The sequence below is a fragment of the Streptomyces sp. NPDC005576 genome (genome assembly GCF_042871745.1).
Classification (GTDB): Bacteria; Actinomycetota; Actinomycetes; order Streptomycetales; family Streptomycetaceae; genus Streptomyces.
The window spans coordinates 67,835-93,598 of the sequence record NZ_JBIAJC010000014.1 but is presented as its reverse complement, the minus strand read 5'-3'; the positions used below and the strand labels follow the sequence as shown (position 1 = coordinate 93,598).

At 71.5% G+C, this 25,764-nt stretch carries 20 protein-coding genes and 1 tRNA gene; 11 read left to right on the top strand and 10 right to left on the bottom strand.

Annotation, left to right across the window (positions count from 1 at the left end):
* Positions 1-137: 137 nt before the first annotated feature.
* Positions 138-1,532 carry a ricin-type beta-trefoil lectin domain protein gene (locus ACFYPN_RS24715; protein WP_389301081.1) on the bottom strand — a complete coding sequence of 465 codons (1,395 nt, stop codon included), beginning with the start codon at positions 1,530-1,532 and terminating at the stop codon, positions 138-140.
* The gene (locus ACFYPN_RS24710) at positions 1,529-2,809 is read right to left on the bottom strand and encodes a ricin-type beta-trefoil lectin domain protein (RefSeq protein WP_389301078.1); all 1,281 of its coding nucleotides are present in this window, start codon (positions 2,807-2,809) and stop codon (positions 1,529-1,531) included. The genes ACFYPN_RS24715 and ACFYPN_RS24710 overlap by 4 nt, the downstream gene beginning before the upstream one ends.
* 585 nt (positions 2,810-3,394) lie before the next feature.
* Between ACFYPN_RS24710 and ACFYPN_RS24705 the strand changes: the two genes are divergently transcribed.
* From ACFYPN_RS24705 to ACFYPN_RS24685, 5 genes are read left to right on the top strand one after another with little or no spacing between them, the layout of a single operon-like run.
* Positions 3,395-5,644: an ATP-binding protein gene (locus tag ACFYPN_RS24705; protein ID WP_358762580.1), complete on the top strand. Its 2,250-nt coding sequence runs from the start codon at positions 3,395-3,397 to the stop codon at positions 5,642-5,644.
* A gap of 7 nt (positions 5,645-5,651) precedes the next feature.
* Positions 5,652-6,086: a roadblock/LC7 domain-containing protein gene (locus ACFYPN_RS24700; protein WP_358762581.1), complete on the top strand. Its 435-nt coding sequence runs from the start codon at positions 5,652-5,654 to the stop codon at positions 6,084-6,086.
* Complete coding sequence (locus ACFYPN_RS24695; RefSeq protein ID WP_358762583.1) at positions 6,083-6,457, top strand: DUF742 domain-containing protein; 375 nt, start codon at positions 6,083-6,085, stop codon at positions 6,455-6,457. The genes ACFYPN_RS24700 and ACFYPN_RS24695 overlap by 4 nt, the downstream gene beginning before the upstream one ends.
* Entirely contained in the window at positions 6,435-7,058 is a 624-nt protein-coding gene (locus ACFYPN_RS24690) for an ATP/GTP-binding protein (RefSeq protein WP_358762585.1), read from the top strand. Before ACFYPN_RS24695 ends, ACFYPN_RS24690 begins: the two co-directional genes overlap by 23 nt.
* The gene (locus tag ACFYPN_RS24685; protein ID WP_358762587.1) at positions 7,055-7,624 is read left to right on the top strand and encodes a GAF domain-containing protein; all 570 of its coding nucleotides are present in this window, start codon (positions 7,055-7,057) and stop codon (positions 7,622-7,624) included. Before ACFYPN_RS24690 ends, ACFYPN_RS24685 begins: the two co-directional genes overlap by 4 nt.
* A gap of 38 nt (positions 7,625-7,662) precedes the next feature.
* Here ACFYPN_RS24685 and ACFYPN_RS24680 read toward each other — a convergent pair whose 3' ends face one another.
* The gene (locus ACFYPN_RS24680) at positions 7,663-8,559 is read right to left on the bottom strand and encodes a transketolase (protein ID WP_358762589.1); all 897 of its coding nucleotides are present in this window, start codon (positions 8,557-8,559) and stop codon (positions 7,663-7,665) included.
* A 108-nt stretch (positions 8,560-8,667) separates the two neighbouring features.
* On the bottom strand, positions 8,668-9,375 hold the full coding sequence (locus ACFYPN_RS24675; RefSeq protein ID WP_358762591.1) for a transketolase: 708 nt from the start codon (positions 9,373-9,375) through the stop codon (positions 8,668-8,670).
* Between the two features lie 124 nt (positions 9,376-9,499).
* On the opposite strand from ACFYPN_RS24675, the gene ACFYPN_RS24670 reads away from it, so the two are divergent.
* Positions 9,500-9,573, top strand: a tRNA-Pro gene (locus ACFYPN_RS24670).
* A gap of 317 nt (positions 9,574-9,890) precedes the next feature.
* On the opposite strand, the gene ACFYPN_RS24665 is transcribed toward ACFYPN_RS24670, so the two are convergent.
* Together ACFYPN_RS24665 and ACFYPN_RS24660 are read right to left on the bottom strand one after the other, a co-directional pair.
* The gene (locus ACFYPN_RS24665; RefSeq protein WP_358762593.1) at positions 9,891-10,667 is read right to left on the bottom strand and encodes an alpha/beta fold hydrolase; all 777 of its coding nucleotides are present in this window, start codon (positions 10,665-10,667) and stop codon (positions 9,891-9,893) included.
* Entirely contained in the window at positions 10,664-11,662 is a 999-nt protein-coding gene (locus ACFYPN_RS24660) for an LLM class flavin-dependent oxidoreductase (protein ID WP_358762595.1), read from the bottom strand. The genes ACFYPN_RS24665 and ACFYPN_RS24660 overlap by 4 nt, the downstream gene beginning before the upstream one ends.
* A gap of 351 nt (positions 11,663-12,013) precedes the next feature.
* Here ACFYPN_RS24660 and ACFYPN_RS24655 point away from each other — a divergent pair, with 351 nt between their 5' ends.
* The 3 genes from ACFYPN_RS24655 (at position 12,014) to ACFYPN_RS24645 (ending at position 16,433) form a co-directional block, all read left to right on the top strand.
* A complete protein-coding gene (locus ACFYPN_RS24655) occupies positions 12,014-12,883 on the top strand; it encodes an AfsR/SARP family transcriptional regulator (protein ID WP_358762597.1) in 870 nt (289 codons plus the stop codon).
* A 593-nt stretch (positions 12,884-13,476) separates the two neighbouring features.
* Positions 13,477-14,931, top strand: a complete 1,455-nt coding sequence (locus ACFYPN_RS24650) for a flavin-containing monooxygenase (RefSeq protein WP_389301070.1) — start codon at positions 13,477-13,479, stop codon at positions 14,929-14,931.
* A 536-nt stretch (positions 14,932-15,467) separates the two neighbouring features.
* A complete protein-coding gene (locus ACFYPN_RS24645) occupies positions 15,468-16,433 on the top strand; it encodes an alpha/beta hydrolase (protein WP_389301068.1) in 966 nt (321 codons plus the stop codon).
* A gap of 47 nt (positions 16,434-16,480) precedes the next feature.
* Here the strand turns inward: ACFYPN_RS24645 and ACFYPN_RS24640 are convergent, their stop codons facing one another.
* The 4 genes from ACFYPN_RS24640 to ACFYPN_RS24625 all read right to left on the bottom strand — a co-directional run bounded on the left by ACFYPN_RS24640 (position 16,481) and on the right by ACFYPN_RS24625 (position 23,216).
* A complete protein-coding gene (locus ACFYPN_RS24640) occupies positions 16,481-16,726 on the bottom strand; it encodes a hypothetical protein (RefSeq protein WP_358762603.1) in 246 nt (81 codons plus the stop codon).
* An 88-nt stretch (positions 16,727-16,814) separates the two neighbouring features.
* Positions 16,815-18,398 carry a long-chain-fatty-acid--CoA ligase gene (locus ACFYPN_RS24635; RefSeq protein WP_358762604.1) on the bottom strand — a complete coding sequence of 528 codons (1,584 nt, stop codon included), beginning with the start codon at positions 18,396-18,398 and terminating at the stop codon, positions 16,815-16,817.
* Complete coding sequence (locus ACFYPN_RS24630; protein WP_389301064.1) at positions 18,395-22,906, bottom strand: beta-ketoacyl synthase N-terminal-like domain-containing protein; 4,512 nt, start codon at positions 22,904-22,906, stop codon at positions 18,395-18,397. The genes ACFYPN_RS24635 and ACFYPN_RS24630 overlap by 4 nt, the downstream gene beginning before the upstream one ends.
* A gap of 25 nt (positions 22,907-22,931) precedes the next feature.
* The gene (locus tag ACFYPN_RS24625; protein WP_358762606.1) at positions 22,932-23,216 is read right to left on the bottom strand and encodes an acyl carrier protein; all 285 of its coding nucleotides are present in this window, start codon (positions 23,214-23,216) and stop codon (positions 22,932-22,934) included.
* Between the two features lie 177 nt (positions 23,217-23,393).
* Here ACFYPN_RS24625 and ACFYPN_RS24620 point away from each other — a divergent pair, with 177 nt between their 5' ends.
* Together ACFYPN_RS24620 and ACFYPN_RS24615 are read left to right on the top strand one after the other, a co-directional pair.
* A complete protein-coding gene (locus tag ACFYPN_RS24620) occupies positions 23,394-24,851 on the top strand; it encodes a CoA transferase (RefSeq protein ID WP_358762607.1) in 1,458 nt (485 codons plus the stop codon).
* A gap of 52 nt (positions 24,852-24,903) precedes the next feature.
* Entirely contained in the window at positions 24,904-25,461 is a 558-nt protein-coding gene (locus ACFYPN_RS24615) for a carboxymuconolactone decarboxylase family protein (protein ID WP_358762608.1), read from the top strand.
* Positions 25,462-25,764: the final 303 nt, after the last annotated feature.

The following is a 25,764-nucleotide window of genomic DNA, read 5'->3' as shown; positions in this document are numbered from 1 at the left end:
GCCGCCCGGCCGTGCCCCGGGGGGGGTGTGGTCGGCCGGTTTAACCACCCCCCCCCCCCCCGCCCCCCCGGGGGGGCCCCCCCCCGGGGGGGGGGGGGGGGGCGGCCCGGCCCCCCCCCCCCCCCCCACGCCGCGGTTCACCCCGTGTACTGCGCGAACACGCGGGTGTAGTCCCACGCCTGCTGGCTGACGTTCGAGCAGGTGTCCGCGCCGCCCCCGGTGCACGGCCGGTCACGGTTGACCGACCAGAAGGTCAGCCGCGCCAGGTGGTGCTGCTGGGCGTAGGCGAGGATGGTGCGGAAGTCGTTCACCGTCACCGTCTCGTTGTCGTCGGTGACCCCGTTCATGGACGAGATGCCGATCGACCGGTACGTCTGGTCGTCGGTGTACCCGTAGGCGTTCTTCACCGCGTTCTTCAGGCCCTCGGCGGCCTGCGTGGTGAGGGTGCCCATGTTCTGCCCGGCGCCGCCGAAGTCGAACGGCATGATCGTCCAGCTGTCGATGGTCAGCCCCGAGGAGGCGGCCCGGTTGATCAGTGAGCTGTCGGGACCGCTCTGGCCGGTGCCGAAGGTGACGTACACCTTGAGACCCGGGTTGTTGGCCTTGACGGTCTTCAGCGCGTCGACCGTGCGCTGCTGCACGGTGGCGCTGCTGTAGGCGTCCGCCTCGATGTCGATGTCGATCGCCTTGAGGCCGTACGCGTTGACGACCTTCTGGTACGCGGCGGCCAGCTCGCCCGCACTGGAGCAGGAGCTTTCCAGCTTGTTGCCGCTCCAGCCGCCGAACGACGGGATGACGTCACCGCCCGCCGCGCGCACGGTGTTGACCGTCTGCTGGTCGACTCCTCCCGCCAGCGCCCGCGAGCCGTCCCACTGCGGGTTGCAGTAGCCGTTGCTCAGGACGAACGCCAGGGTGAACCACTTCACCCCGGTCGCGTTCATCACGGTCGTCGGATCCGGCGGGCTGCCCCACCCGTTGTACAGGTACGGGGCCACGGCCATGGTCCCGCCGGGTGCGGGCGTGCCACCGCCCGAGGGGGCCGTCCACTTCTGGTTGGCGGTGCCGGAGCAGGTCCAGAGCTGGAGCCGGGTGCCGTTGGCGGAGGAGTTGCCGGTGGCGTCCACGCACTTGTTCGACTGGATGCCGACGATGTCCTTGGCCGCGGGGACGGCCCATTTCTGGGCGGCGGTGCCGTTGCAGTCCCAGAGCTGGAGCTGGGTTCCGTCGGCGGTTCCGGCGTCCTTGGCGTCGAGGCACTTGCCCAGCGCCCGGATGGTGCCGTCGGAGTTGACGGCCCACTGCTGGGCCGCGCTGCCGTTGCAGTCGTAGAGCTGGACGGCGGTGCCGTTCGCGGTGGCCGCTCCGGCGACGTCGACGCACTTGCCGCCGATGCCGGTGATCGTGCCCGTGGCGGTCGCCGCGGCCTGCGCGGTGACCGGCAGCGAGACGAGGGAGGCTCCCGCCGCGAGGAGCAGTGCTGCGGGGAGTGCCAGGGAGGGGAGCCGGCGGCGGCCGCCGGTGCGGGGGCTCACGCGGCGTTCACCGTCCACTTCTGGTTGGCGGTGCCGTTGCAGGTCCAGAGCTGGAGCCGGGTGCCGTTGGCGGAGGAGTTGCCGGTGGCGTCCACGCATTTGTTCGACTGGATGCCGACGATGTCCTTGGCCGCGGGGACGGCCCATTTCTGGGCGGCGGTGCCGTTGCAGTCCCAGAGCTGGAGCTGGGTTCCGTCGGCGGTTCCGGCGTCCTTGGCGTCGAGGCACTTGCCCAGCGCCCGGATGGTGCCGTCGGAGTTGACGGCCCACTTCTGCGCGGCGGACCCGTTGCAGTCGTAGAGCTGGACGGCGGTGCCGTTCGCGGTGGCCGCTCCGGCGACGTCGACGCACTTGCCGCCGATGCCGGTGATCGAACCGCCGGAGGCCGGGGGAGGGGTGGTGCCGCCGTCACTGGTGGTGACGTGCACGTAGTCGACGACGAGCTGGCCGGGGAACGGCGTGGAGCCGTCGGGGTCGCCGGGCCAGTAACCGCCCACCGCGAGGTTGAGGATGATGAAGAAGGGCTTGTTGAACACCCAGCTGTTGCCGCCCAGGTCGGCGGGGGTACGCGTCTGGTAGACGTTGCCGTCGACCGACCACTTGATGGAGTTGGGGGCCCAGTCGACCGCGAAGGTGTGGAACGCGTCGGCGAACGCCTGGCCGTTCGGCAGGGAGTAACCCGCACCGATGCCCGCCGAGCCGGAGTACCCGGGGCCGTGGATGGTGCCGTGGACGGCGCCCGGTTCAAAACCGACGTTCTCCATGACGTCGATCTCACCGCTGTTGGGCCAGCCGACGCTGCCCAGGTCCGCGCCGAGCATCCAGAACGCCGGCCACATGCCCTGGCCGCGCGGGATCTTCATCCGGGTCTCGACGTGTCCGTACGTCGACGTGAACTTGCCCGAGGTGTTCAGCCGCGCCGAGGTGTACTGGCAGGTGCCGTACCAGCACTGGTAGTTGGCGGGGTTCTCCTTGCGGGCGGTGATGACCAGATTGCCCTGGCCGTCGAGCTGGGCGTTCTTCGCCCCCGCCGTGTAGTACTGCCGCTCGTGGTTGCTGACGTTGTCGCCGGTCTCGGTCTGCCACTTGCTCCCGTCGGGCGCGGACCCGGCGGCGCCGTTGAAGTCGTCGGAGAAGGTCGTGGTGGCCGCAGCCGCCGCGGCGGTGCTCTCCGCGGTCACGGGTGCCGCGCCGGCCGGGGTGGCCAGGAGCACGCCGGAACAGCACAGCAGGGACGCGACGGAGAGCGCCAGTCGGCGCCTCATCGGGGTTCGCATGATCATCACTTCACTTCGCGTGGGGGGGCATCTTGCCATGGGCATGACAGATGAGGGCATGGCGGATCGCGGCATGGGCCGACACCCGGAGAGGATGATGCCGGTTGTTAATTCACTACTTGATTTAAGTGAGGGGAACAGGGGGCGTCAAGGTGCTGGTACGGACCTTCTGTCGACCTCCCGCGACAGTTTTCCGGCCGGCCCGTTCACGTCTTGAACGCGTGCGACCGTCGGACGGGTGCATCGTCCGCCGGTGCGGCCGCGCGGTGGCCTGCCGGGTGCGTGAGCGGAGGGCCGGAGGTCGCGCGGGGGTTACTTGCGCCGGTCGGCCCCGCCGGTCCGGTGTGCGAAAAGAGTGACTCGAATTCGGTTGTCAGTTCGGGCCGTCATACCAGAGCGGGACGGACGGCGGGCAAGTTCGACAACTGGCGCTCCCACCCGCCGCGTCGACGACTACCGTGTGTGCTCAGTGATCAACGATGGGCTCATGTTCTTCGAGCCCGCCCGGTTGATCCGGAGCCTGACCGACCCCCTTTGGTGCCACCGCATGAACGATTCCGGGTGCCCCACGTACCGAGGACGCTGATGTCTCAACTTCGCGCACCAGAAGCGCGACCGGATCGCCGAGAGAGCGGGCGGCACGGCCGCCCGGCGGGCCGTTCCCAGACCGCCGCCAAGCCGCGCACCGCGCAGCCGCCATCGGAGCTGCGGATACGCGGCCAGATGGTGCGGGCGGCGCTGCTGCCGACCGTGGCCGCTCTGCTGAGCGGTGCCGCCGCGGTCATCTTCACCGTACGGGCTTCCGGGGTGCGTCCCTCCGGCAGTCTGCTGACGGCGCTCGGCGGATCCGGCGCGCTGGCCGTGACGGCCGTCGTGGCGGCGTGCATCGGCGCCCACCGGGTGTCGGCCGGGCTGCTCGACCGCGCCCAGGCGCTCCGCCGGGCCAATGCCCGGGGCCAGGCCGACCTGCAGCGGGCACTGGAACAGATCCGCGCCGGGGAGCAGTTGCCCGCCCGCAGGGCTCCGCAGACCACCGCCCCGGGAGCGGACGCCTTCGACCTGCTGGGACAGGAGATCGCCCGCTCGCAGGATGCCGCCGTGGCCGCCGTGGCCCAGGCGTCCCAGATCTTCAGCAGCGCGGGCAACGAACAGAAGGTCGAGGTCTTCGTCAACCTCGCGCGTCGCCTTCAGTCCCTGGTGCACCGCGAAATCCAGATTCTCGATGAACTCGAACACGAGGTGGAGGACCCCGACCTCCTGAAGGGCCTCTTCCACGTCGACCACCTGGCGACCCGCATCCGCCGCCATGCCGAGAACCTCGCCGTGCTCGGCGGGGCCGTGTCCCGCCGGCAGTGGTCCAACCCGGTCACCCTCACCGAGGTGCTGCGCTCCGCCATCGCCGAGGTCGAGCAGTACCCGCGGGTCAAGCTGGTCCCGCCCATCGACGGCACCCTGCGCGGGCACGCCGTCGCCGACGTGATCCACCTGGTGGCCGAACTCGTGGAGAACGCCACGGTGTTCTCCGCCCCGCACACCCAGGTCCTGCTGCGCGTCCAGCCCGTCACGGCGGGCTTCGCGCTGGAGGTCGAGGACCGCGGGCTCGGGATGCCGGGCCAGGAACAGAGCCGGATGAACGCCCTGCTCGCCGACCCCGACCAGGTCAACGTCGCCCACCTCCTCCAGGACGGCCGCATCGGGCTCTTCGTCGTCTCCGCGCTGGCCCGTCGCCATGGCATCGCGGTCCGGCTGGAGAGCAACATCTACGGGGGCACGCAGGCGGTCCTGGTCCTCCCGCAGGTTCTGCTCGGCACCGAGAGCGACACCACCACCCCACCGGAGGGCGTCCCGGTGCCCCCGCCCGGTGCCGTGCACCGGCCGCCGGCCCAGGATTCCGGTCCCCGGGCCCATCCGGCACCGGCGTTCGCCGAGGCACCGTCGGCACCCGTCCTTCCGGTGGGCCAGGACCGCGGGCGGCAGCCGGTCCAGGAGCAGCTCCCACCCGCCCCGGACCGGACGGGGCCCGCGCACTCCCCGCACTCGGCGCTTCCCCCGCACTCCGCGCACTCGGGGCTTCCCCCGCACTCCGCGCACGAGCAGCTCACCTCGGCGCCGCAGGAGCAGCTCCGGCCCGTGGGGGGCCGGCTCCGGCCTCCCGGTGCGGCGCCCGTCGCACCCGCAACGCCCGGCGCTCCGGCTCCGGGAGGGCCTCAACCACCGCGACAGATCCGCCGCGAGGCCCAGGCCCCGCCGCTGCCGCAGCGCACCTCGGAACGGTCGGAGCCCACGGCACCCCACCCCGCGCCCTCCGGGCACGCCGAACCGGCTGCGTACCCCTCCGCGGAGCCCGTGTCCCCCGCACGCCCCGAACTGCCCCGGCGGACCAACCAGGAGAACCTGGTGCCGCAGCTCCGCCAGGCCCCGGTGCGCCGCGTCCCGGACGAGCACGCGGTGCACGATCCGGGACTCGTCGCCGCCTTCCGCCGCGGCATCGACCTGGCGGAGGCCCGGTCGGCGCAGGACACGGAGCCGCCGGTCGCCGGGGGCGACGCTCTCCCGCCCACGTCCGGGTCCGGCTCGGCCCCGGGGCCCGTAGCGCCGGGGCCCACCGTGCCGGGTCACCCGGCGCCGGCCTCCGTCGCGCCGGGGTCCGCGGGGCCGGGTTCCGCCGGCCCGGGGTTCGCCCCGTACGCCGCTCCGGCCGCGCCACCGGCCCGGCGGCTCACCCCGCTGCCCGTGCGCGCGCCCGCCGCACCCTCCGACAGGGGAGCCCCGGGCCGCCCCGACTCCCGTCACGAGAACCCCGACCCCCGTCACGAGAACACGTACAAGGAGTAGATGCACCATGCCGAGCGAAATGACGTCCGGTCAGGCCGCCGACCTGGACTGGCTGTTGAGCGGACTCGTCCAGCGTGTTCCGTACACGCGCAGTGCCGTCCTGCTGTCCGCGGACGGGCTGGTGAAGTCGGTGCACGGCATGGATTCCGACAGCGCGGACCACATGGCCGCCCTGGCGGCCGGGCTCTACTCCCTGGGCCGCAGCGCCGGGGCCAGGTTCGGGGACAACGGTGACGTGCGTCAGGTCGTGGTCGAACTCGACTCGACCCTGCTCTTCGTCTCCACCGCCGGTTCCGGCACCTGCCTCGCGGTTCTCGCCGGCCGTGAGGCCGACGCGGCGGTCCTCGGATACGAGATGACCATGCTGGTCAAGAGCGTGCGACCGTATCTGGCCACCCCGGCACGGCACATGGCGGGGACACCGTTCACCCCGGGGCTGTGAGGGTGCGGGCTCAGGAAGGGCCGCTGCTCGACGCCGCGGCCGGCCGGCTCGTCCGGCCGTACACCGTCAGCAGCGGCCGGACCCGGCCGACGACCGAACTCGACCTGCTCTCGCTGATCATGGCGACCGGCAGGAAACCGCAGGCCCACCTGGGCCACGAACACACCGTGACGCTCGGGCTCTGCGAGGGCCCCACGTCCGTCGCCGAGGTGGCCGCCCATCTGCGGCTGCCCGCGACGGTCGCCAAGGTCCTCGTCTCCGACCTGGTGGACTGCGGGGCCGTCACCGCGCACGCCCCCGCCTTCCAGGACATGCCCACCGACCGAACCCTGCTGGAGGCAGTGCTCGATGGTCTACGACGACAACTCTGACAGCACCGCCCGCCCCGCGCCCTTCCCCGTGGCCCTCAAGGTCCTGGTCGCGGGTGGGTTCGGGGTCGGCAAGACGACGTTCGTGGGCGCCGTCAGCGAGATCGCCCCCCTGAGCACGGAGGAGCTGCTGACCCAGATCGGCGTGGGTACGGACAACCTCGACGGAATCGAGTCGAAGCGGGCCACCACGGTGGCCATGGACTTCGGCCGGCTCACCCTCGACCAGAGCCACGTCCTCTACCTCTTCGGCACCCCCGGCCAGGAACGTTTCTGGTTCATGTGGGACGAGCTGTCGCGGGGTGCCCTGGGCGCGGTGGTGCTCGCCGACACCCGGCGCCTCGAAGAGTGCTTCGCCGCTGTCGACTTCTTCGAACGGCGCGGCATCGGCTTCATCGTCGCCGTCAACGAGTTCGACGGCGCCTACCGTTACGCCCCCGACGAGGTCCGGTCCGCGCTCGACCTGCCCCCGGGCGTCCCGGTCGTCCTGTGCGACGCCCGGATCGCCAGTTCCGGTACGGGCGCGCTGGTGACGCTTCTCCAGCACCTCATCAACGCCACCGCGGCACCGGCCCCGCTCCAGACGTACGGAGCGCATCCGTGACGGGCAGGCAGGTGCTCACGCCGGTCGACCGCGACGGCTCCGCCCGGGCCGCCCGGTTGCGCCGGCTCGGCCTGGGGGAGCGGCCGGACACGACCTTCGACAACTTCGACGACTTCGCGGACCGGGTCGCCGCCGTGACGGCCACCCCCTTCTCCATGGTCAACTTCATCGACGAGAACCGTCAGTTCTTCGCCGGACTGCACACACCCGCGGGGAACCAGGGGGGCGGCGACCTCGGAACGGCCGCCGCGCACAGCAACCGGAGCGACCGCTACATGGCCCGCGACCACGGCTACTGCCCGCACGTCCTGGTACGGCGCAAGGCCCTGGTGCTCGACGACGTCTGCGACTACCCGCGCTTCGCCGGGAACCCGGTCGTGGACGGCATAGGGATCCGTTCCTATCTGGGGGCTCCGCTCATCGACGGCACGGGCGTCGCGCTCGGCACCGTCTGCGCGGTCGACACCGTCCCCCGGCCGTGGGGGCGCGCGGGCCTCGTCACGATCAAGGCGCTCGCCCAGGAACTGATGGGCCACATCGACCGCCGGGAGCTGCCCCGCCGCTGAGGAGACGGACGAAGGCCGCCCGCCCGCGCGGCACTCCGTCAGCCGGTCAGAAAGTGGGTGATGCGGCTCCGCAGCCCCGCTGCGTCGAGCCCGTGCGCCGCGACGTGCTCGTCCATCCGTCCGTAGCGGCGGAGTTCGGCGCGGCCCACCCCCAAGCCCAGCACCCGGTGCGGGAGGTCGAGCAGGGCTTCGGTCGCCATCGCCACGGAGGTACCGGCGAGGTACGGCTCCACGAGCACCACGTCGGCGGTGCCCGCCCCCGCCGCCCTGCGGAGCCCGCCGAGATCGAAGGGCCGTACCGTGGCCGCGTACAGCACCGTCGTGTCCTGCCCCTCCGTCGCGTCGAGCACGTCGTCCAGCGTCGGACCGATCGCGACGACGACGCCCCGGGTACCCTCGCGCACGGTGAGGAAGCCGTTCCCGTCCACCGGCATGGCCCGGCGGTTCGTCTGCAGCGACAACCGCAGGTAGTCCCTGCCGTCCCCGGCGGCGGCGCGCCGCATCAGCGCCTCCGCCTCGTCCGGGTGGCCGGGCACGTGCACGCTCCAGCCGTCGAGCGTGTCCATGAGCGCCACGTCACCGGGCGACATGTGCGTGAAGCCACCCGCGGGGAAGTCGTACGAGCCGCCGGCGCTCACCAGCACCCCGGCCACGCCCTGATGCCCGAAGTCCAGTTTGACCTGCTCGAAGGGGCGCTCGACCAGGAAGCTCGCGAAGGTGTGGACGACGGGCCGCATCCCGGTCAGGGCCATCCCGGCACCCGCGCCGATCAGCAGCTGCTCGCGGATGCCGACGTTGATCACCCGGTCCGGATGGTCACGCTCGGCCCGGGCGAAGCCGTCGCGGCTGATCTCGGCCAGCACGAGAGCCAGACGCGGATCACGGTCGAGGAGTTCGGTGGTGGTGGCGATGAAGCGGTCACGCATGGTGTCCACGAGGAGGCCTTCCGGTCGCTACTGGGGCTGGGGGCAAGGGGCGGATGCAAGGGGGTGGACGCAGGGGGCGTATGTGGGGGGTCCGGTCACGGTCGTACGGGGCAGCGGTCATCGCTTCGGTGCGGTGCGGGCGACCACGGCGTGCGGCCGGCCGGGGTGCGGGGCGGTGAAGGCCGCGTAGAGGGCTTCGTGGTCCCCGCCCTCCGCGCTCGCCACCGACCACCCGGCGGTCTCGAAGCGGGCGGCGATCCCGCCGGGGCGGCCGTAGGTCGCCGACTGGTTGTCGATCACCACGGTGTGCAACCGTTCCAGGCCGGCAGGCCCGGCGAAGGCGAGTGCCTCGTGATTGCTGCCCTCGTCCAGCTCGGCGTCCCCGACGAGTACCCAGACCTGGGGATCGGTGCGTCCCTGCGCCCGCAGCCCCAGGGCGGTCCCGACCGCGAGGGGGAGGCCGTGTCCCAGCGACCCGCTGCCGATCTCGGCGCCCGGCACCCGCAACCGGTCGGGGTGCTGGCCCAGCGGCGAGTCGAACGAGCCGAAACCCCGGAGCAGTTCCTCCGAGAAGAACCCGTGGGCGGCGAGCACCGCGTAGTAGGCCATCGGCCCGTGGCCCTTGGAGAGCAGGAACCTGTCCCGATCCGGATCGTCCACGGTCGCGGGGCCGACCCGCAGCACCCGGTCGTAGAGCACCCAGAGCACGTCCAGGGTGGAGGTGGCGGCAGGCCCGTGCTTCTCGTCGCCGGTCATGAGGCCCATCAGACGGTTCAGGTCGGCGTAGCTGTGCGTGCGGCGGACCGCTCCGGTGGATTTCGTCATGCTGATCATCGTCCAGCCTCAACCATGGTTGAGGTCAAGGAGAAGGAGTTCGTAAGTACCGGTCCGAGTGCGGTATCGTTCTCATGCACGTTCGGCCCGGGCAACAGCCCAGGTCAGACGGTGCCGGGACGTGGCGCAGCTTGGTAGCGCACTTGACTGGGGGTCAAGGGGTCGCAGGTTCAAATCCTGTCGTCCCGACTCGAAAGAGTCGTAATTGAGGGCTGGTTCTGGAGAACTCCGGGACCAGCCCTTGATCGTTTTTGGGGAGCGATGGGGTCCGGTCGTGGTCCGGCGTCCCTGACGGGGTCAGTGGGTCATGACGGCGGGCTGGTCGGCGAGCGAGGTGCGGGCAGCGCGTCGAAGTGGGGCGAGAGCGCAGCCCCGGCCGCCGTGATCCTGTGGACATCCGGGTGCGGGTAGAAGCATGGACTTCGCTGAGTACCAGCGCACCGCCTCCGCTGTTCCCGTCGGCTGAGGAAGTGATCTTCCCGCCCCTCCGTGAGGGGGCGTGGTCGTCAGGTCCGGGCGGACAGGCGGCGCAGATGGCGGTCCAGGCTGTGCTGGAGGGCCGCGGTGTGTTCGAAGAGGAAGAAGTGTCCGCCGGGGAACTGGGTCGCGCCCAGGAAGTCGGCGGAGTGGTCGGCCCAGGCGGCCATGTCGCCGGGTGCCACGATGGGGTCGGCGGTGCCGCAGTAGGCCGCGACCGGGCAGGGTGCCGGTTCACCGTCCTCGCGCAGGCTGCCGGCGGCCAGGAAGTCCGCGCGCAGCGCGGGCATGATCGAGACCAGGATGGCCGGATCGAGCGTCGCACCCTCCGGCATCAAACCCAACTGGCTCACCCGGTCGAGGAGTTCGTCGTCCGACATGGAGGCGACGCGGGCCAGTTCGGCGGCCGGTTCCAGGGCCGGTGCCCAGGCCGAGACGCCGAGGAGCGTGGGGGCCTGCAGGCCGTTCTGTGCGGCGGCCACGGACAGCCGGTAGGCGAGCAGCGCGCCGAAGCTGTGGCCGAACAGCAGATAGGGCCGACCGTCGAGTTCGGCCTCGAAGACCTCCAGGAGCACGTCCAGCAGCTGCTCCACGTCGGTGAACGGCTCCTCGCCCAACCGCTCCTGGCGTCCGGGCAGTTGCAGGGTACGCACGTCCATGGCGGAGGGCAGGGTGGCGGCCCACGCCTGGTAGGCCGGGGCGGTGCCGCCCGCGTGTGGGAAGAGGAACACCTGGTGGTCCGCTTGGGGGTCGGCCCCGGTGCTGGTGAACCAGCGGGCACGTCGGGTGCGGCCGAGGGTGCTCATGTGCTCTCCTGATCTGTCTGGCGGGCCCTGGATACGAGTACGTCCGCTATCTCCCGCAGGTGTGTCTCCGGTCGCAGCGATCCGATGCGGAGCAGGATGTGCCGGGCGCCCGCCCGCACATAGTCGGCAAGGCGCTGGGCGCAGTGCTCGCTGGGCCCCCACGCGCAGGCGCGCATGGCCGACATCTGCTCCAGGGCGCGCCCGTAGCAGTGTTCGAGATAGTCGTCCAGCTCGACCCTGGCCCCGTGCTCGTCCGGGCCGACCGTGACCGTGAGATACAGCGCCGGGGTCACCGCGCCGGCCCGGCGTCCCGCACGTCGGCAGAGGTCCTCCAAGCGGCGACGGGCACCGGCGTAGGACTCGGCCGAGGTACGGGAGGACAGCCAGCCGTCGTAGAGGCGGGCAGCCCGTTCGAGCGCGTGGGCGCCGTCGGCGCCCGCGGCGAGCCACAGCGGCGGTCCGTCCAGTGCGGCCGGGCGGATCAGCCGGTCCAGGCCCTCCTCCTGCCAGTGCGGGCCCGTGAAGTGCTTGGGCGCGCCGGGCCGGGTGCTGCTCCAGGCCGTCCGCCACAGCGCGGTGATCTCGTCGAGGGTGCCGGCCCGGGCGGCGGACGAGGCGCCCACGGCTGCCATTTCCTCGTCGGTCTCCGCCCCCGGGAAGCCGGATCCCACGCCGAGGACGAGCCGGCCGGAGCTGAGGTGGTCGAGGCTACTGACCATGCTCGCGGCCATGAGCGGGTGGCGCAGCGCCGGTGCCATGGCCGCGGTGCCCAGCAGTACTCGGCGGGTCACCGCGCCCACGGCGGACAGCACCACCAGGGGGTCCAGCCGTGGGCGCGCGGTGAGCGAGTCGCCCGTCCACAGGGAGTCGAAGCCGAGCTGCTCGGCGCGTCGCGCGAAGTCCAGCAGGGAGGAGGCGCTGTGCTCGCCGAGGATCGCCTGCTCCCGGGTCGGCAACAGGACCCCCACACGGAGCGGCTGACGGACGGCCCCCATCACACACCTCTTTTTTCACTGGTCGCGGTCGGCGGTACCCGCGATCCAAGCAACCGCACCTGACAGGTTCCTGATCGTCCGATGAAGGCCGGACCCGGAATTGAAAAGCCGTCCACGCGGCGCTTTAACCGGCCGTGGCTGGCCTCGATAATCAGCAAGAAAGGGTGGCGAACGCGCACTGATCATGGCCGACATGCACCGATACGACCCGACATCACCGAAGGGAAATCAGCACGGTCGCAATGGACGCGCGCTGGCCTGTAAGCGACGGTCGAATCTGTTCGATACTTGCGGTTGCGAAGGTTACTGGAGTCAATTAAAGGAACCGTGTACGGCACAGCAGGAGGAAAAGTGATCATCCATTCTCGGTTCGAGGACGCCCATCCGGACAACGACCGGAGGCTGCCTTCCGGGTCTTCGGTCCGGGACGTTTCCCCGACGCGTCCGGTCTGCGCGTTCCTGGGTCCCCTGGAGGTGCGCACCGGCGGCCGTACGCACACGGTCGGCGGCAACCGGCAGCGCACCCTGCTGGCCGCGCTGCTGGTGAGCCCCGGCCGGCCGCTGGCCGCCGAGCAGCTGTACACCGAGCTGTGGGGGGAGAACCCCCCGCCCACCTTCGAGAACTCGCTCCAGGCCCACGTCTACCGGTTACGCCGGACCCTTCAGCAGCTGGCGGGGCCGGACGACCGCGCACCCCGGCTGCTCACCCGCTCATCGGGGTACGCGTTGGAACTGGGCGACGAGGAGACCGACGCGGCGACCTTCCGGCGGCTGGCCGGCCAGGCCCGTGCCTGCGCCGGGCACGCACCTGAACAGGCACTCCGCCTGCTCGACGAGGCGCTGGCGCTCTGGCGCGGCGCACCCTTCCAGGACGTGGCCCAGGGCCCCATGTCGCAGGGCGTGGCGCTGGCCCTGGAGGAGGAGCAGCTCTGCGCGGTCGAGGACAAGCTCTGGCTGGAGATACAGCTGGTGGACCCGGTGCACAGCATCAGCAAGCTGAAGTGCATGCGCACCATCCACCCCTGGCGGGAGCGGCTGACCGAGATGCTCATGCTGGCCCTGTACCGGACCGGACGGCAGGCCGAGGCGGTGGAGACGTACAACAGCACGCGGCACCGGCTGGCGAGCGAGCTGGGCATGGAGCCCTCGCCCAGGCTGCGCCAGCGACTCCAGCAGATCCTCAACCAGGCGCCCTCGCTGGACGCCGCCGTGCCCGCCTGAGAGCTGTCCCGCACTTCCTGGCGGGTGCGCGAGGACGGCTACGGCACCTCGCCGCGTTGTCGGAACGTCCGCATACATCCCGTGTGCGGACGCCCCTCCGCCCTGCGACGCACCGCATCCGACGCCGCGCACCGATCCACCACGCATTGCGGGGCAGCCCTTCAGCGACTCGGTGCGGCAGCGACGAGGCTGCGGCGGTACGCCCGGAAACCGCCGGGGCGAACCGCCGCGGTCTCGTTCTTCGTTTCCGTTCCGGGATCTGCCCGGAGGAGTCCGCAGCGCGTCAGCTCCGTGTCAGCGCATCGCGCCAGACTATTCCTCGCGCGTGCCCCTCATGGAAAGTCGAAACGAAAACGGACGGAGCGCCGGCGCAGCAGTCTCGGACGCTTTTCATTTTTGAGTCGACGAGGGTCGATTTGCCGCATGCTTTTCTATTGCGATTCCCGTGAGTAAATTTCTCGACTCAGTCATCCAGACATCTCCTCCATGCGTCGGCCCCTGATGCCGTCTTCGGTCCGTCAGCCGCTCTTCAGTCGTCGGTCAGCAGCCGTGTCCAGGGTAAAGCGCGAAGAGGCACTACGAAGGGGATGATCATGGACGAGGACTTCGAGATCGTCATCATCGGCGCCGGGATGTCGGGACTCGGCGTGGCCGCCCGTCTCAAGGAGGCCGGTCGGCACACGTTCGCGGTGCTGGAGAAGGCCACCAGGATCGGCGGGACCTGGCGCGACAACACGTACCCCGGCGCGGCCTGCGACGTGCAGTCCCACCTGTACTGGTACTCCTTCGGTGAGCAGCCCGACTGGAGCCGTACCTACGCCGGGCAGCCGGAGATCCTGCACAACCTCGAACGGTTCGCCGAGAGCCAGGGGCTGACGGAGCACATCCGGTGCGGCACCGAGGTCACCCAGGCCACCTGGTCGGACGAGAACGGCGGCTGGCTGCTGCGCACCGCGCGCGGCGAGCGGCTGCGGGCCCGGGTGCTGATCACCGCGTGGGGACAGCTCAATCTGCCGGCCTGGGCGGGTATCGAGGGCGCGGAGCGCTTCACCGGGCCCCAAGTGCACACGGCGCGCTGGCCCGAGGACCTGGATCTGACGGGCAAGCGGGTCGCCTGCATCGGCAGCGCGGCCAGCGCCGTCCAGCTGGTGCCCGCCATCGCGGAGGACACCGAGCTGCTGAGGGTGTTCCAGCGGTCCGCCAACTACCTGCTGCCGCGGCAGGACCAGGCGCTGAGCGACGACGTGCGCGCCGAACTGCTCGCCGAACCGCACCGCTACGACGAACTGCGCGAGGGCCTCTACCGTGAGCGCGACGGCTGGGCCCTCGGTCTGCGCGACGACGGCAACCCGGTGCGGGACGAGTTCCTGCGGGTGGCCATGGAGCATCTGGCCGCACAGGTCGCCGACGAGCGCCTGCGCGACCGGCTCACCCCCGACTACGCGTTCGGCTGCAAACGGGTGCTGATCAGCGACGACTACTACCCGGCGGTCTCCCGCGACAACGTCGAGCTGGTCTCCGAACCCATCACGAGGATCGAGCCGGAGGGCATCAGGACGGCGGACGGGCGGCTGCACGACGTCGATGTGATCGTGCACGCCACCGGCTTCCAGCCGCTCGACCGCACCGGCGGGGCCGAGATCGTCGGGCGGGGCCTGCTGACGCTGCGCGAGGCGTGGAAGGACGGCCCCGAGGCGTACCTCGGGGTGTCGGTCAGCGGCTTCCCCAACATGTTCATGCTCTACGGACCGAACACCAACCTGGGCCACCATTCGATCCTGTTCATGGTGGAGTGCCAGATCGACTACATCCTCAAGGCGCTCTGCCACCTCGACGGCGACAGGAACCGCACCCTGGACGTCGACCCCGAGGTACAGCACCGCTACAACGAGGAGCTCCAGCGGGACCTCGCGGGCACGGCCTTCGCCGCCGGGTGCGCGAGCTGGTACAAGACGGGCGACGGGCGCGTGGTCAACAACTGGCCCGCCAGCATCGAGGCGTACAAGGAGCGCACCGCCGTCTTCGAGCAGCGGGACTACACCCGCTAGTGCCGCGCCCGGCAAGCTTTGCCCCGTCGCGGTGGTCGGCACGCGCACTCGCTGCGTTGACCAGAAGCCCTGGTAGCTCCGCTACCAGGACTTCCGGCCGCCTGGCGATCACACGCACCGGCCACCGCTCCTCATGGGGCAGACATTGCCGGGCGCGGCCTTCAGGGCTGTCCCGCAATTCCTGGCGGGTGCGCGACGACAGCTACGGCACCTCGCCGCGTTGTCGGGAACGTCCCCATATATCCAGTATGCGGACGCCCCTCCGCCTTGCGATGCCCCGCATCCGACGCCGCGCACTGATCCACCACGAATCGCGGGACAGCCCTTAGGCGGTTCTCGTTCCGCTCGTGGCCGGGGCCGGTCGGGGCTGCTGGAGGCACCGCGGCCGCGTCGCGTCCGGTGGGCCGAACGGCGACAACACCTCGGCACCGGGCGGGCTTTCATGGTCGCCGCGCCCCGGCCCGCATCGCCCGCGCGGTCACGTTCCGCGCTTCGGGCGACGCCCTCTTGTTCCGATCCGAGGAAGGAAAGAGACCATGACCTACGACATCGACCCCGAGCTGGCGGCCGCGCTGGCCGCCATGCCCAAGGCCCCGAACGGCGCCCTGCTGGACCTTTCCGACATTCCCGCGTGCCGCGAGCGGGTGGCGGCGGCCGAGGAGTGGCTCCCGGCGCCCGACCCGGACCCCCGCGTCAAGACCGAGACGCTGAGCCTCTCGCGCCCGGACGGGACCGTGCTCGACGTGCTGATGTTCCACCCCGGCGACGCCGACCGCGCCCGGCCGGCCCTGGTCCACTTCCACGCCGGCGGCCAGGTGCTCGGCAGCGCCCACGACCGCACGGCCCGGGCGTACGGCGCGGACCTGGCGCTGCGGCTCGACGTCGTCCTGGCCTCGGTCGACTACCGGCTGGCGCCGGAGACCCTGGCGCCGGGCGCGGCCGAGGACGGCTACCTGGCCTATTCGTATCTCGCCGCGCACGCCGCCGAGCACGGGATCGATCCGGACCGGATCGGGCTTGCGGGCGCGAGCGGCGGCGGGGCTGTCGCCACGGTCGCCGCACTCATGGTCCGCGACCGCGGTGAGCGCTCGCCGCGGCTGCTGTCGCTCCACTACCCGATGCTCGACGACCGCAACGAGACCCGCTCCAGCCATGAAGTGGTCGACCTCGGTGTCTGGGACCGTCAGGAGAACCTGTACGCCTGGGCCGCCGTCCTGGGCGACCGCGTGGGGGCGCCGGACGTGCACCCGTACTCCGCGCCCGGCCGCGCCACCGATCTCGGGGGCCTGCCGGACACCTTCATCGCCGTCGGCCAGTTCGACGTCTTCCGCGACGAGGACATCGACTTCGCGCAGCGGTTGATCGCCGCCGGTGTCCCGGTCGACCTGCATGTCTACGCGCACGCCTTCCACTCGTGGGACGTGTTCGCGCCGCGGTCGGCCCTCACCAGGGCCCTCGAACAGACCTGGCACGACTACCTGCGCCGCCACCTCCACGGCTGACCCCGCCGGACGGCACCGGGCGGACGCCCCTCGACCGGGGCGTCCGCCTACGCCGACCACACCCGCGCCCCGTCGCCGGCGATCTCCACGAACCGTCCTGCGCAGGTGGACAGGCCGGCGGTGCCGTCAGCCTCCCCGCCGCTGGACACATGGGTGCCGACACTGAAGAAATGCCCCGACGCCACCGGCTCATGGACCCCGGTCGCCGTGTCCCAGCGCCCGACCGTGCCGTCCGCGACCCAGCACCGGCCCCCGGCCTCGCTCCCCGGTGCCGGACCGGCGATCTTCCCCACGCCCGGGACCGGCCTCCGGATTCCCGGCACGACGCCGGCCGCCCCCCATCAAGGGGACGGGCCGGCGTCGTACCCGATGCGCGGTCGATCAGCTCTTCGCGGCGGCGAGTTCGCCGCGGACCACCCGGCGCAGGACCTTGCCGCTGGGGTTGCGGGGCAGGGCGTCGGCGAAGTCGTACGACGTGGGCATCTTGAAGTCCGCCAGCCGACCGCGCAGGAAGAGGTGCAGGTCCCTGGCCCCCGCCTGCCGGCCGGGCTCCAGGACCACCCGGGCGTGCACGGACTCGCCCCAGCGCTCGTGCGGCAGGCCCACCACGGCGGCACCGGACACGGCGGGGTGCTGGGCGAGGGCGTCCTCGATCTCCTTCGGGTAGACGTTCTCGCCCGCCACGATGATCATGTCGTTGACGCGGTCGCGGACGTAGAGGTAGCCGTCCTCGTCGAGGCAGCCCGCGTCCCCCATGTGCACCCAGCCCTCCACCACGGTGCGCTCGGTGGCCTCCGGCTGCTGCCAGTAGCCGAGCATCCTGGCGGGGGTGCGCACACAGATCTCGCCGACCTCGCCGGTGGGCAACACCCGGCCCTCGGGGCCCTCGATGCGCACCTCGATCCCCGGGTAGGGGCGGCCCGCCGCGCGCAGCCGCGAGCTGCCGGGGACGTGGTCGGCGGGCGGCAGGCAGACGGCGAAGTTGCCGGTCTCACTGCTGCCGTAGATCTGGAGGAAGTCGCAGTCCATGAGGTCGATCGCCCGGCTGAGCAGGTCCTCGCCGATCGGCGAGCCACCGTAGACGATCTTGCGCAGCGAGCCGAGGGCACCCCTGGCGGCGGCCGGTTCGAGCAGCATCAGCTCCAGCATGGCGGGCGCCACGATGCCGGTGGTGACCTTCTCCTCCTCGATCACCCGCACCGCCTCGGAGCTGACGAAGGCCGGCAACGACACCACGGTGGCACCGGCGTTGAACGCCTGCATCGCGTAGGAGAGGCCGCCGATGTGGAAGCCGGGCAGGCCGATCAGGCAGCGGTCACCGGGCTTCCAGTCGAACCAGTCGAGGCCGTTGTCGTCCATCGCCTCGGCGACGTTGAAGAAGCTGCGGTGCGGCAGGACGACCCCCTTGGGCAGCCCGCTGGTGCCGCTGGTGTAGATCTGCACGACGGGGCTCTCCGCGTCTCCCGACGCGTCCCGGCCACCGGACTTCCGCGAGCCGGTACCCGCGGACACCGCGTCCTTGCAGGCGGCCAGGGACTCGACGCCGGGAGTGTCGGCGTCCAGGCAGAGCAGGGTCCGCAGCGTGGGCAGCCCCTCGCGAACCTCGGCGGCCACCGGCAGGTGCTCCTCGTCCACCAGCAGCACCTGAGTGGTGGAGTCCCGCAGGATGTGGTCCACCTCCTGCGAGGTCAGCCGCCAGTTGACCGGGACCAGGACCGAGCCCGTGCGGGCACAGGCGAAGGCCAGCTCCCAGTACTCAACCGCCTCCTTGCCGAGGTAGCCCACCCGGGAGCCGGGTACGACACCGGCGGCGCGCAGCACCTCGGCCGTTCGCGCGCTCTCCCGTTCCAGTTCCCGGTAGCTGAGCGACCGTCCGGCGCAGACGACGGCCGGCTGGTCGGGCCGGAGCGCGGCCTGGTGGGTGATCACTTCCCCCAGGGTCCGCGATCGCGTGGCTGTGGTCATCGGTGTGCTCCTGTTCCGGCCTCGTGTGCCGGTGCCTCGGCACCGGACAGCAGTTCTTCGATGTATGCGCCGAGCAGGTCCACGCCGGGCCGGTCGAAAGTGACCGACGCGGGCAGCGTGATCCGGAAGGCAGCCTCCAGCGAGTTGCGGATCTCGACCGCGTTGAGCGAGTCCATGCCGAGGGCGGCCAGTTCGGCGTCGGGTTCGATGTCGTCGGCCGACTCGAAGCGCAGGACGTCCGCGAGCCTGGCCCGCACGATGGCGTTGATCCCGGCCGAGCGGGCCGCCCCCGGGGTGTCGGCCAGGGCGTCGACACCGGTCGGTGCCCCGTCCGCCGCGGAGCCCGGGACCAGTTCGGCGAAGAGCGCGCTGGGCGCCCTGCGGGCCACGAAACGTTTCCAGTCGCAGCGGCCCATCAGGACCTGGGGGCGCGCGGCGTCCAGGAGCGCGGGCAGCGCCTCGGTCGCCTCGTCCTCCGCCATGAGCGTGATGCCCTGGCCCTCCCAGCTGCGGACCAGCGAGGAGCTGAGCTGCCGGCCGGGCTCGCGGGGCGCCCACGGACCCCAGTTGACGGCGGTGGCGGGCAGGCCCGCACCGGCGCGCTGGGCCATCAGATGGTCGAGGAAGGCGGCGCCCGCCCCGGCCCCGGTCTGGGTGGCGGCGCCGAACAGGGCGCCGGCCGTCGAGCAGCCGAGGAAGAAGTCCAGCTCGGGCAGGCCGGCGGTGGCCTCGTGCAGCAACCAGGCGCCGTAGACCTTGGCCCGAAACACGGCATCCAGGTCCTCCCAGGTCTGCTGGGCGAGCGGCAGGTCGCGCGGGGCCTCCTGGGCGGCGTGCACGACACCGCCCACCGGGGGCGCTGTGGCGACGAGTTCGGCCAGGACGCGGGTCAGGTCCGGCGCGGAGCCGAGGTCACAGGCGTGGACCTGGACCGTGACGCCGTCGCCGAGGGCCGGTGCGGGGCCGCCGGTGCGGCTCAGCAGGGCCAAGTGGCGGGCGCCGAGGGCGACGAGGCGGCGGGCGAGGGCCCGTCCGACCATGCCGGTTGCGCCGGCCACCACATAGGTGCGGTCGGGGCGGACGGTGAGGGGGCGGGATTCCGTGGGCACGGGGTCGGCCGTACGCAGCCGTCGTACCCGGCGGCCGCCGGCCCGGTGGACGATCTCCAGTTCACTCTCCCCGGCGGCCGACCACTCCCCGGCCAGTCCGGCGGCATCGTCGCTGCCGGGCGCCAGGTCCAGCAGGGTCACCCGGTAACCGGGGAACTCCGCGCCCAGGGCGCGGCCGAAGCCCCACAGGGTGGCCGCGGCCGCCGGTTCGGCGTTCTTGTCGCCGGGCAGGTGCTGCGCGCCCTCGGTGACCAGCCACAGCCGCTGTCCCAGGCCGAAGTTCGAGTGGCCCAACGTGTCCAACAGGGCGAGCAGGTCACGGTAGTTGGCCTCGGACTCGGCGCGCAGCCGCGCCGCTCCCGTCTCCTCGCCGGTGTGGGCGCGCCACAGCCAGCACACATCGGTGGGCGGCTCGCCCTCCAGTGCCTTGGCGAGGGCCGCGGGGCCGGGTACGACATCGAGGGTGACGCCCCGCGCGGCGGCCGCCTCGGCGAGGGCGCGTGGCAGCCGGTCCGTGTCCCCGGTGACGAGGACGCGGCGTCCGTCGCGGCGGGTGTCCGGCAGGGGCTGGGGGACCCAGTGCTGCTCGTAGAACAGGCCGTCGTTCACGCCCTGTCGGTCCTCGCCGGTCCGTTCCGCCTGCCAGGCGGCCTCGGCGGCCCTGCGCTGCGCGGTGGGCAGCCAGTACCGCTTGCCGTCGAAGGGGTAGGACGGCAGGGGGATCCGGTGCTGCGGGGCGCCCTCGTGATAGCCGGGCCAGGAGACCGGTACACCCGCCTCGTACGCCTTGGCCAGGGACCGGCGGACCATGTCGCCGTCGCGGTCGTCGCGGAAGGTGCTGCTCAGCCAGACGTGGTCGGAATCACCGGCCGAGGTCCTGGCCAGCGCGGTGAGCGCGCCGGAAGGGCCGAGCTCGACGAAGACGTGCCGCCCGCGCTGGTCCACCGCCTGGACACCGGCCTCGAACTGCACCGGTTCGAGCAGGTGACTGATCCAGTACTCGGGGTCCGCCATCTGCCGTCCGCGGGCCACGCGCCCGGTCACATTGGACACCAGGGCCATGCGGGGGGTGCGGAACTCGATACCGGCGAGGACCTCGCGGAACGCGTCGACGATCTCCGCCATCAGTGGCGAGTGGTAGGGCACGGCGCCCTTCAACGGGGTGTACTTCACGCCGCGTTCGGCCAGCCGCCGGCCCGCGTCGGCGAGCGCGTCGTTGCCGCCGGTGAGCAGGCACTGGCCGGGGCCGTTGACGGCACCGATCGTCAGGTCCGGGTAGTCCTCGATCAGCGGGGCGATCTCGGCGGCGGGCGCACCGACCGCGGCCATCCCGCCCTTGGTGCGCAGCGCCTCGCTCAGTCGGCCGCGGGCGGCCACCAGACGGGCGCCGTCCTCCAGCGAGAACAGTCCGGCCACCGCGGCGGCGGCGAACTCACCCAGGCTGTGGCCCATCAGCACCGATGGCCGCACGCCCCAGGACAGCCAGAGCCTGGCCATCGCGTACTCGAGGCTGAACAACGCGGGCTGGAGGTAACGGGGTTCGTGGATGCGCTCGGGTGCCTCGCACTCGCCGCGGATCAACTCGCCGAGCGGGAGGCCGAGCAGCGGGCTCAGGATGGCGTCGCACTCGTCCAGCGCGGCGCGGAAGGCCGGGTACTGCCGGTAGAGCGCGGTGCCCATGCCGGGGTACTGGGTGCCGGTGCCGGAGAAGAGGAAGGCCACCTTCGGGGCACTCGCCGAGCCGCCGCCGTGGGCGCCGGCCCCCGCCAGGGACGTGACCCGCCTGCCCAGGGCCCGTACGGCGTCCTCCCGGTCGCCCACCACCTCGGCGATCCGGTAACGGAAGTGCGCGCGCCCGATGTTGGAGGTACGGCACAGGTCCGCGAGCGGGATGTCGGGGTGGCGGTCCAGGTGGTCGAGATAGCGTTCGGCGAGCCGGTGCAGCGCGGCGCGGCTCTTGGCGGACAGTGTGAGCACGGCGCTCGGGCGTGCTTCGGCATCCGCTTCCTCGGCGGGCACGGCCGGTGCCTCCTCCAGGACGACGGAGGCGATCGTGCCGGTCACGCCGAACCCGTTGACCATCGCGCGCCCGGGGCCGGTGCCGGGCCAGGGGCGGCACTCGGTCGGCACGGTGACGGGGGCCTGGTCCCAGGCGATGCGCCGGGAGGGGGTGACGAAGTTCAGATGCGGGAAGACCGTCCGCTCCCGCAGCTGGAGTACCGCCTTGATGAGCGAGCCGGCACCGGCCGCGCCCTCCATGTGGCCGATGTTGGTCTTCAACGAGCCCACTGTCACAGGCCGTTCGCGGGTGTGCGACTCGGCGAACACATCGCTGATCGCGTCCATCTCGGTGGGGTCGCCGAGCGCTGTGCCGGTGCCGTGGGCCTCGACGTAGTGGATGTCGCCGGGCGTGAGCCTGCACCGGGCCAGGGCGGAGCGCATGACCTGTTCCTGGGCGGTGCCGTTGGGGGCCACCAGGCCCGCGCTCTCACCGTCCTGGCCGACCGCGGAGCCCCGGATCACGGCGTGCACGGTGTCGCCGTCCCGCAGCGCGTCGGACAGCCGCTTGAGTACCAGCACCCCGCAGCCCTCGGCGCGGGCGTAGCCGTCGGCCCGCTCGTCGAACGTCTTGCACTGCCCGTCGGCGGAGAGCACCCCGCCCAGTTTCAGGATGGTGTGGTTCTGCGCGTTGTGGATGACGTTGACGCCGCCGCTCAGCGCGATCCCGCACTCGCCGCCGCGCAAAGCCTGTACGGCGAGGTGGGTGGCGGTCAGCGACGAGGAGCAGGTGGTATCGACGGTCATGCACGGACCGCGCAGCCCGAGGAAGAACGACATCCGGCCCGAGACGGCGCTGTGGCTCAGTCCGGGCGCGAGGTAGCCGTCGAGATCGGCGGGGGCGAGATCGGTGGACTCGAAGATGTAGTCGAGGGTGGTGACGCCCATGAACACGCCGGTGTCACCGTGCCGCAGCGAGGTGGGGTCGATGCCCGCGTGCTCCAGCGCCTCCCAGGCGGTCTGGAGGGCCAACCGCTGCTGGGGGTCGATGTAGGGGGCCTCCTTGGGGGAGATCGAGAAGAAGGCGGCGTCGAAGCGGTCGACATCAGGCACGAAGCCGCCGCGCGGCCGGTCGCCGTCCTCTCCCTCACCGCCGTCGCCGGGGGCCATCTGGCGGCGCTCACCGGCGGGCAGCGGTCCGATGCCGGAACGTCCCTCGCGCAGGAACTCGGCGAATGTGTCGACGTCGTTGTTCCCGCCCGGGATACGCAGACCCATACCCACGATGGCAATGGGTTCGTATTTCTCGCGTTCCAGGGCGGCGAGCGATTCCTCCTTGCGTCGCAGTTCGGCGAGTGCGGCGGCCAGTTCGGCCGCCACGGGATTCGATGCGTCCGACATTTATTCCCTCCGGTCAGGAAAAAGATCACGCACAAAGATGGTCGATCAACTGACCGGCGGTCGGGTGGCCGAAAAGGGCGGCCGTCGAAATCTCCCGCCCCAGCTTCCGCTCCAGGGAAAGCTTCACCTCGCTCAACCGCAACGAGCTGATCCCCAGGTCGAAGAAGCCGACGTCCAGGGCGAACTCCTCGTATTCAGTCATGAAAAGGGCGCTCCTGAACTCATCTACCACCAGGTTCTCGATGAGTTCCCGACGCTCGTGCTCCGGCAGGTGATTGAGCTCCTCCACGGCGGGAAAATCATGCGACATCCACGTCACCACCTCTCTGCGAATCGACTGCTTCAGGGCAACCGAACCAGCCCTTCCTGATAGCGAACTGATAGCCGCCTGATGGCGGTTCGGCTTTCATCGGCGCCGTCCCGCACCCCTTGCAAAAATAGCGTTCGACTGGTTTGGCGCCACCTTGTCGGTGTTATGTTTCCGGACATGGAAGAAAACGAATTCGATCTGATCGGTGAATTAGACAGGACGCTGAAGACGCTCGGTCTGTCGCGCGACGGTGCGGTCAGCGAGCTCGTCGTGCGCGGACAGGATCCGCTCGTGCCGTCGACCATCCGGCTGGGCTCGGCCATGGGCATAGCCCTGTTGTCCGCGGCCGTCGGCGCGGCACAGATCTGGCAGAGCGCGACGGGGCGCCCGCAGCGCCTCGGGCTGGATCTCGGGCAGGCGTTGCACCAGCTCACGCCGTATCTCGGCGGCGGTAACACGCTGAACGGCTACGGCTCCAACATGGGCAGCGTGCTCGGGCTCGGCGGCGGGCTCGCCCCCGCGCTGTGGGACCTGTACCGCACCGCCGACGACCGCTGGGCCATCCCGATCGCCTGCTATCCGAGCACCCGCGACGCCTTCCTCGACCTGCTCGGCACGGCGCACACCCGCGAGCACATCGGCGCGGCCGTCGCGAAGCGGATCTCCTGGGAACTGGAGGAGGAGGCGGCCGTCCGAGGTGTCCCCCTCGCGATCGTCCGCAGCCGGGAGGAGTTCCTCGCGCACCCGCAGGGCCGGGCCGTGCTGGACGAACCCCTCGTGGCCGTCGAGCGGGTGGGCGACGCCCCGCCGCGTCCGCTGCCGGCCGGCGCCCAGCCGCTGTCCGGTCTGCGCTCCTTGCAGTTCACCCATGTCTTCGCGGGGACCGCGGCCGGCCGGGTCCTCGCCGAGCAGGGCGCCGACGTGCTGCATGTGTGCGAGCCGAACGCCTTCGACCACGACCTGTGCTGGAACGAGACCGGTGTCGGCCTGCGATCGGCCCGGCTCGCCCTGGACTCCGGCAGCGACGGCCGGCGGGCCTTCGAAGAGCTGCTGCGTACCGCTGATGTGTTCGTGCACAACCACCGGGTCGGCAAGATGTCCCGGCTCGGGCTCACTCCCGAGGAGTGCGCCGAGATCTCGCCCGGCATCATCCATGTCTCCGTGCGCGCCTACGGCCACAGCGGCCCCTGGCAGGACCGGGGCGGCTTCGATCAGCACGCCCAGGCGCTGACCGGCGTCAACTGGAGCGAACGGAAGGACGGGCGCCCGCAGTTGCCGCCCGGCCGAATGCTCAACGACTACCTGGCCGCGTATCTCGTCGCCGCCGGCGTCATGAGCGCGATCCTGCGCCGCGCCCACGAGGGCGGCAGCTACCAGGTCCGGGTCTCCCTCGCCGGTGTCGCCAACTGGGCCTATCAATTAGGAACGTTCACGCACGAGCAGGTTGAACGATTGCTGCCCGCAACTCCGTTGGTCCAACCAGAGCGCCTCGTCCGGTCGGCGACCCCGCTCGGCGAACTCTCCCTCGTGGCCCCGCCCGTGACCCTGAGCGAGACCCCGCCGGCCTGGCGCGGCCCGCTGCTGGTCCCCCGCGGCTCGTCACAGCCCCGCTGGCTGGACGACCAGGGCTCCTGACCTTCCTTTTCCACCTTGCCCCTTGTGCCGACCCGTCCCCAGGAGAGACCCCATGTCCCGCATCCCCTGCCTCGACACCGAGGCGCTGCCCGAAGCCCTGCGCTCGCTCAGCCAGGGGCGCATCATCAACCTGTACCGGATACTCGGCCACGCACCCCGGTCGGTCACGCAGATCGCCCGGCTCGGTGCCGCGCTCTTCGCCGACGCCAGTCTCAGCGCGATGGACCGCGAACTCCTCATCCTCACCTACGGCACCGTGTACGAGGCCGAGTACGAGTGGGCGCAGCACGTCCCCATCTCACGGGCCGTGGGCGTCACGGACGAGCAGCGCACGGCCCTGCGCGCCAAACGGCACGACGCCGACGTCTTTACCCCGGCCCAGCAGGCACTCGTCGCCTTCGCCGCCGCCGCGGCCGCCTCGCCCGTCGTGGACGACGCCCGTTACGCGGCCGTCAGTGCTCACTACACCGAGGAACAGATCGTCGAGACCCTCGTCCTCGCGGGCTTCTACTACCTCGTGGCCCGCGTCTGCACGGTTCTGGAGGTCGAGATCGACGCGGCGGAGGGCGACGAGCTGGTACGGATGGCCCAGAGCATGCACGCCGACTGACTTTCCGGCGACGGGCGCGGGGCAGGCCGGTCCCACCTCGCGACTTCCGGTGCGGACCCGCCCCGATACCCCGCCCCCTGAGGGCGCATACGCGATTCTCGGGCGGAGGAGGTCCCGTCGTGTCGGACGAGGTCATCGATCGGGGAGCGGCCTCGTCCGCCTCGACGGGGCCGGACGTTCGACCGGCTTGTTTCCGCTCGTCGCTCAGCCACGGGCGTCGGGCCTCTGGTCAACTGGGGCCTCGGGCCGGTTCCTGGCTGGGCACCGCGTCGGCGGGCCGGGGCTCTCCTCTCCGCGGCGGTG

Excerpts from the sequence above, each read along its gene's own strand:
- ACFYPN_RS24625 (WP_358762606.1), bottom strand. The coding sequence starts at position 23,216 with ATGTCGCATGATTTTCCCGCCGTGGAGGAGCTCAATCACCTGCCGGAG.
- ACFYPN_RS24615 (WP_358762608.1), top strand. The coding sequence starts at position 24,904 with ATGTCCCGCATCCCCTGCCTCGACACCGAGGCGCTGCCCGAAGCCCTG.
- ACFYPN_RS24660 (WP_358762595.1), bottom strand. The coding sequence starts at position 11,662 with ATGGGGGCCGTCCGTCAGCCGCTCCGTGTGGGGGTCCTGTTGCCGACC.
- ACFYPN_RS24700 (WP_358762581.1), top strand. The coding sequence starts at position 5,652 with ATGCCGAGCGAAATGACGTCCGGTCAGGCCGCCGACCTGGACTGGCTG.
- ACFYPN_RS24630 (WP_389301064.1), bottom strand. The coding sequence starts at position 22,906 with ATGTCGGACGCATCGAATCCCGTGGCGGCCGAACTGGCCGCCGCACTC.
- ACFYPN_RS24710 (WP_389301078.1), bottom strand. The coding sequence starts at position 2,809 with ATGCGAACCCCGATGAGGCGCCGACTGGCGCTCTCCGTCGCGTCCCTG.
- ACFYPN_RS24620 (WP_358762607.1), top strand. The coding sequence starts at position 23,394 with ATGGAAGAAAACGAATTCGATCTGATCGGTGAATTAGACAGGACGCTG.
- ACFYPN_RS24705 (WP_358762580.1), top strand. The coding sequence starts at position 3,395 with ATGTCTCAACTTCGCGCACCAGAAGCGCGACCGGATCGCCGAGAGAGC.
- ACFYPN_RS24665 (WP_358762593.1), bottom strand. The coding sequence starts at position 10,667 with ATGAGCACCCTCGGCCGCACCCGACGTGCCCGCTGGTTCACCAGCACC.
- ACFYPN_RS24645 (WP_389301068.1), top strand. The coding sequence starts at position 15,468 with ATGACCTACGACATCGACCCCGAGCTGGCGGCCGCGCTGGCCGCCATG.
- ACFYPN_RS24675 (WP_358762591.1), bottom strand. The coding sequence starts at position 9,375 with ATGACGAAATCCACCGGAGCGGTCCGCCGCACGCACAGCTACGCCGAC.
- ACFYPN_RS24690 (WP_358762585.1), top strand. The coding sequence starts at position 6,435 with ATGGTCTACGACGACAACTCTGACAGCACCGCCCGCCCCGCGCCCTTC.
- ACFYPN_RS24635 (WP_358762604.1), bottom strand. The coding sequence starts at position 18,398 with ATGACCACAGCCACGCGATCGCGGACCCTGGGGGAAGTGATCACCCAC.
- ACFYPN_RS24650 (WP_389301070.1), top strand. The coding sequence starts at position 13,477 with ATGGACGAGGACTTCGAGATCGTCATCATCGGCGCCGGGATGTCGGGA.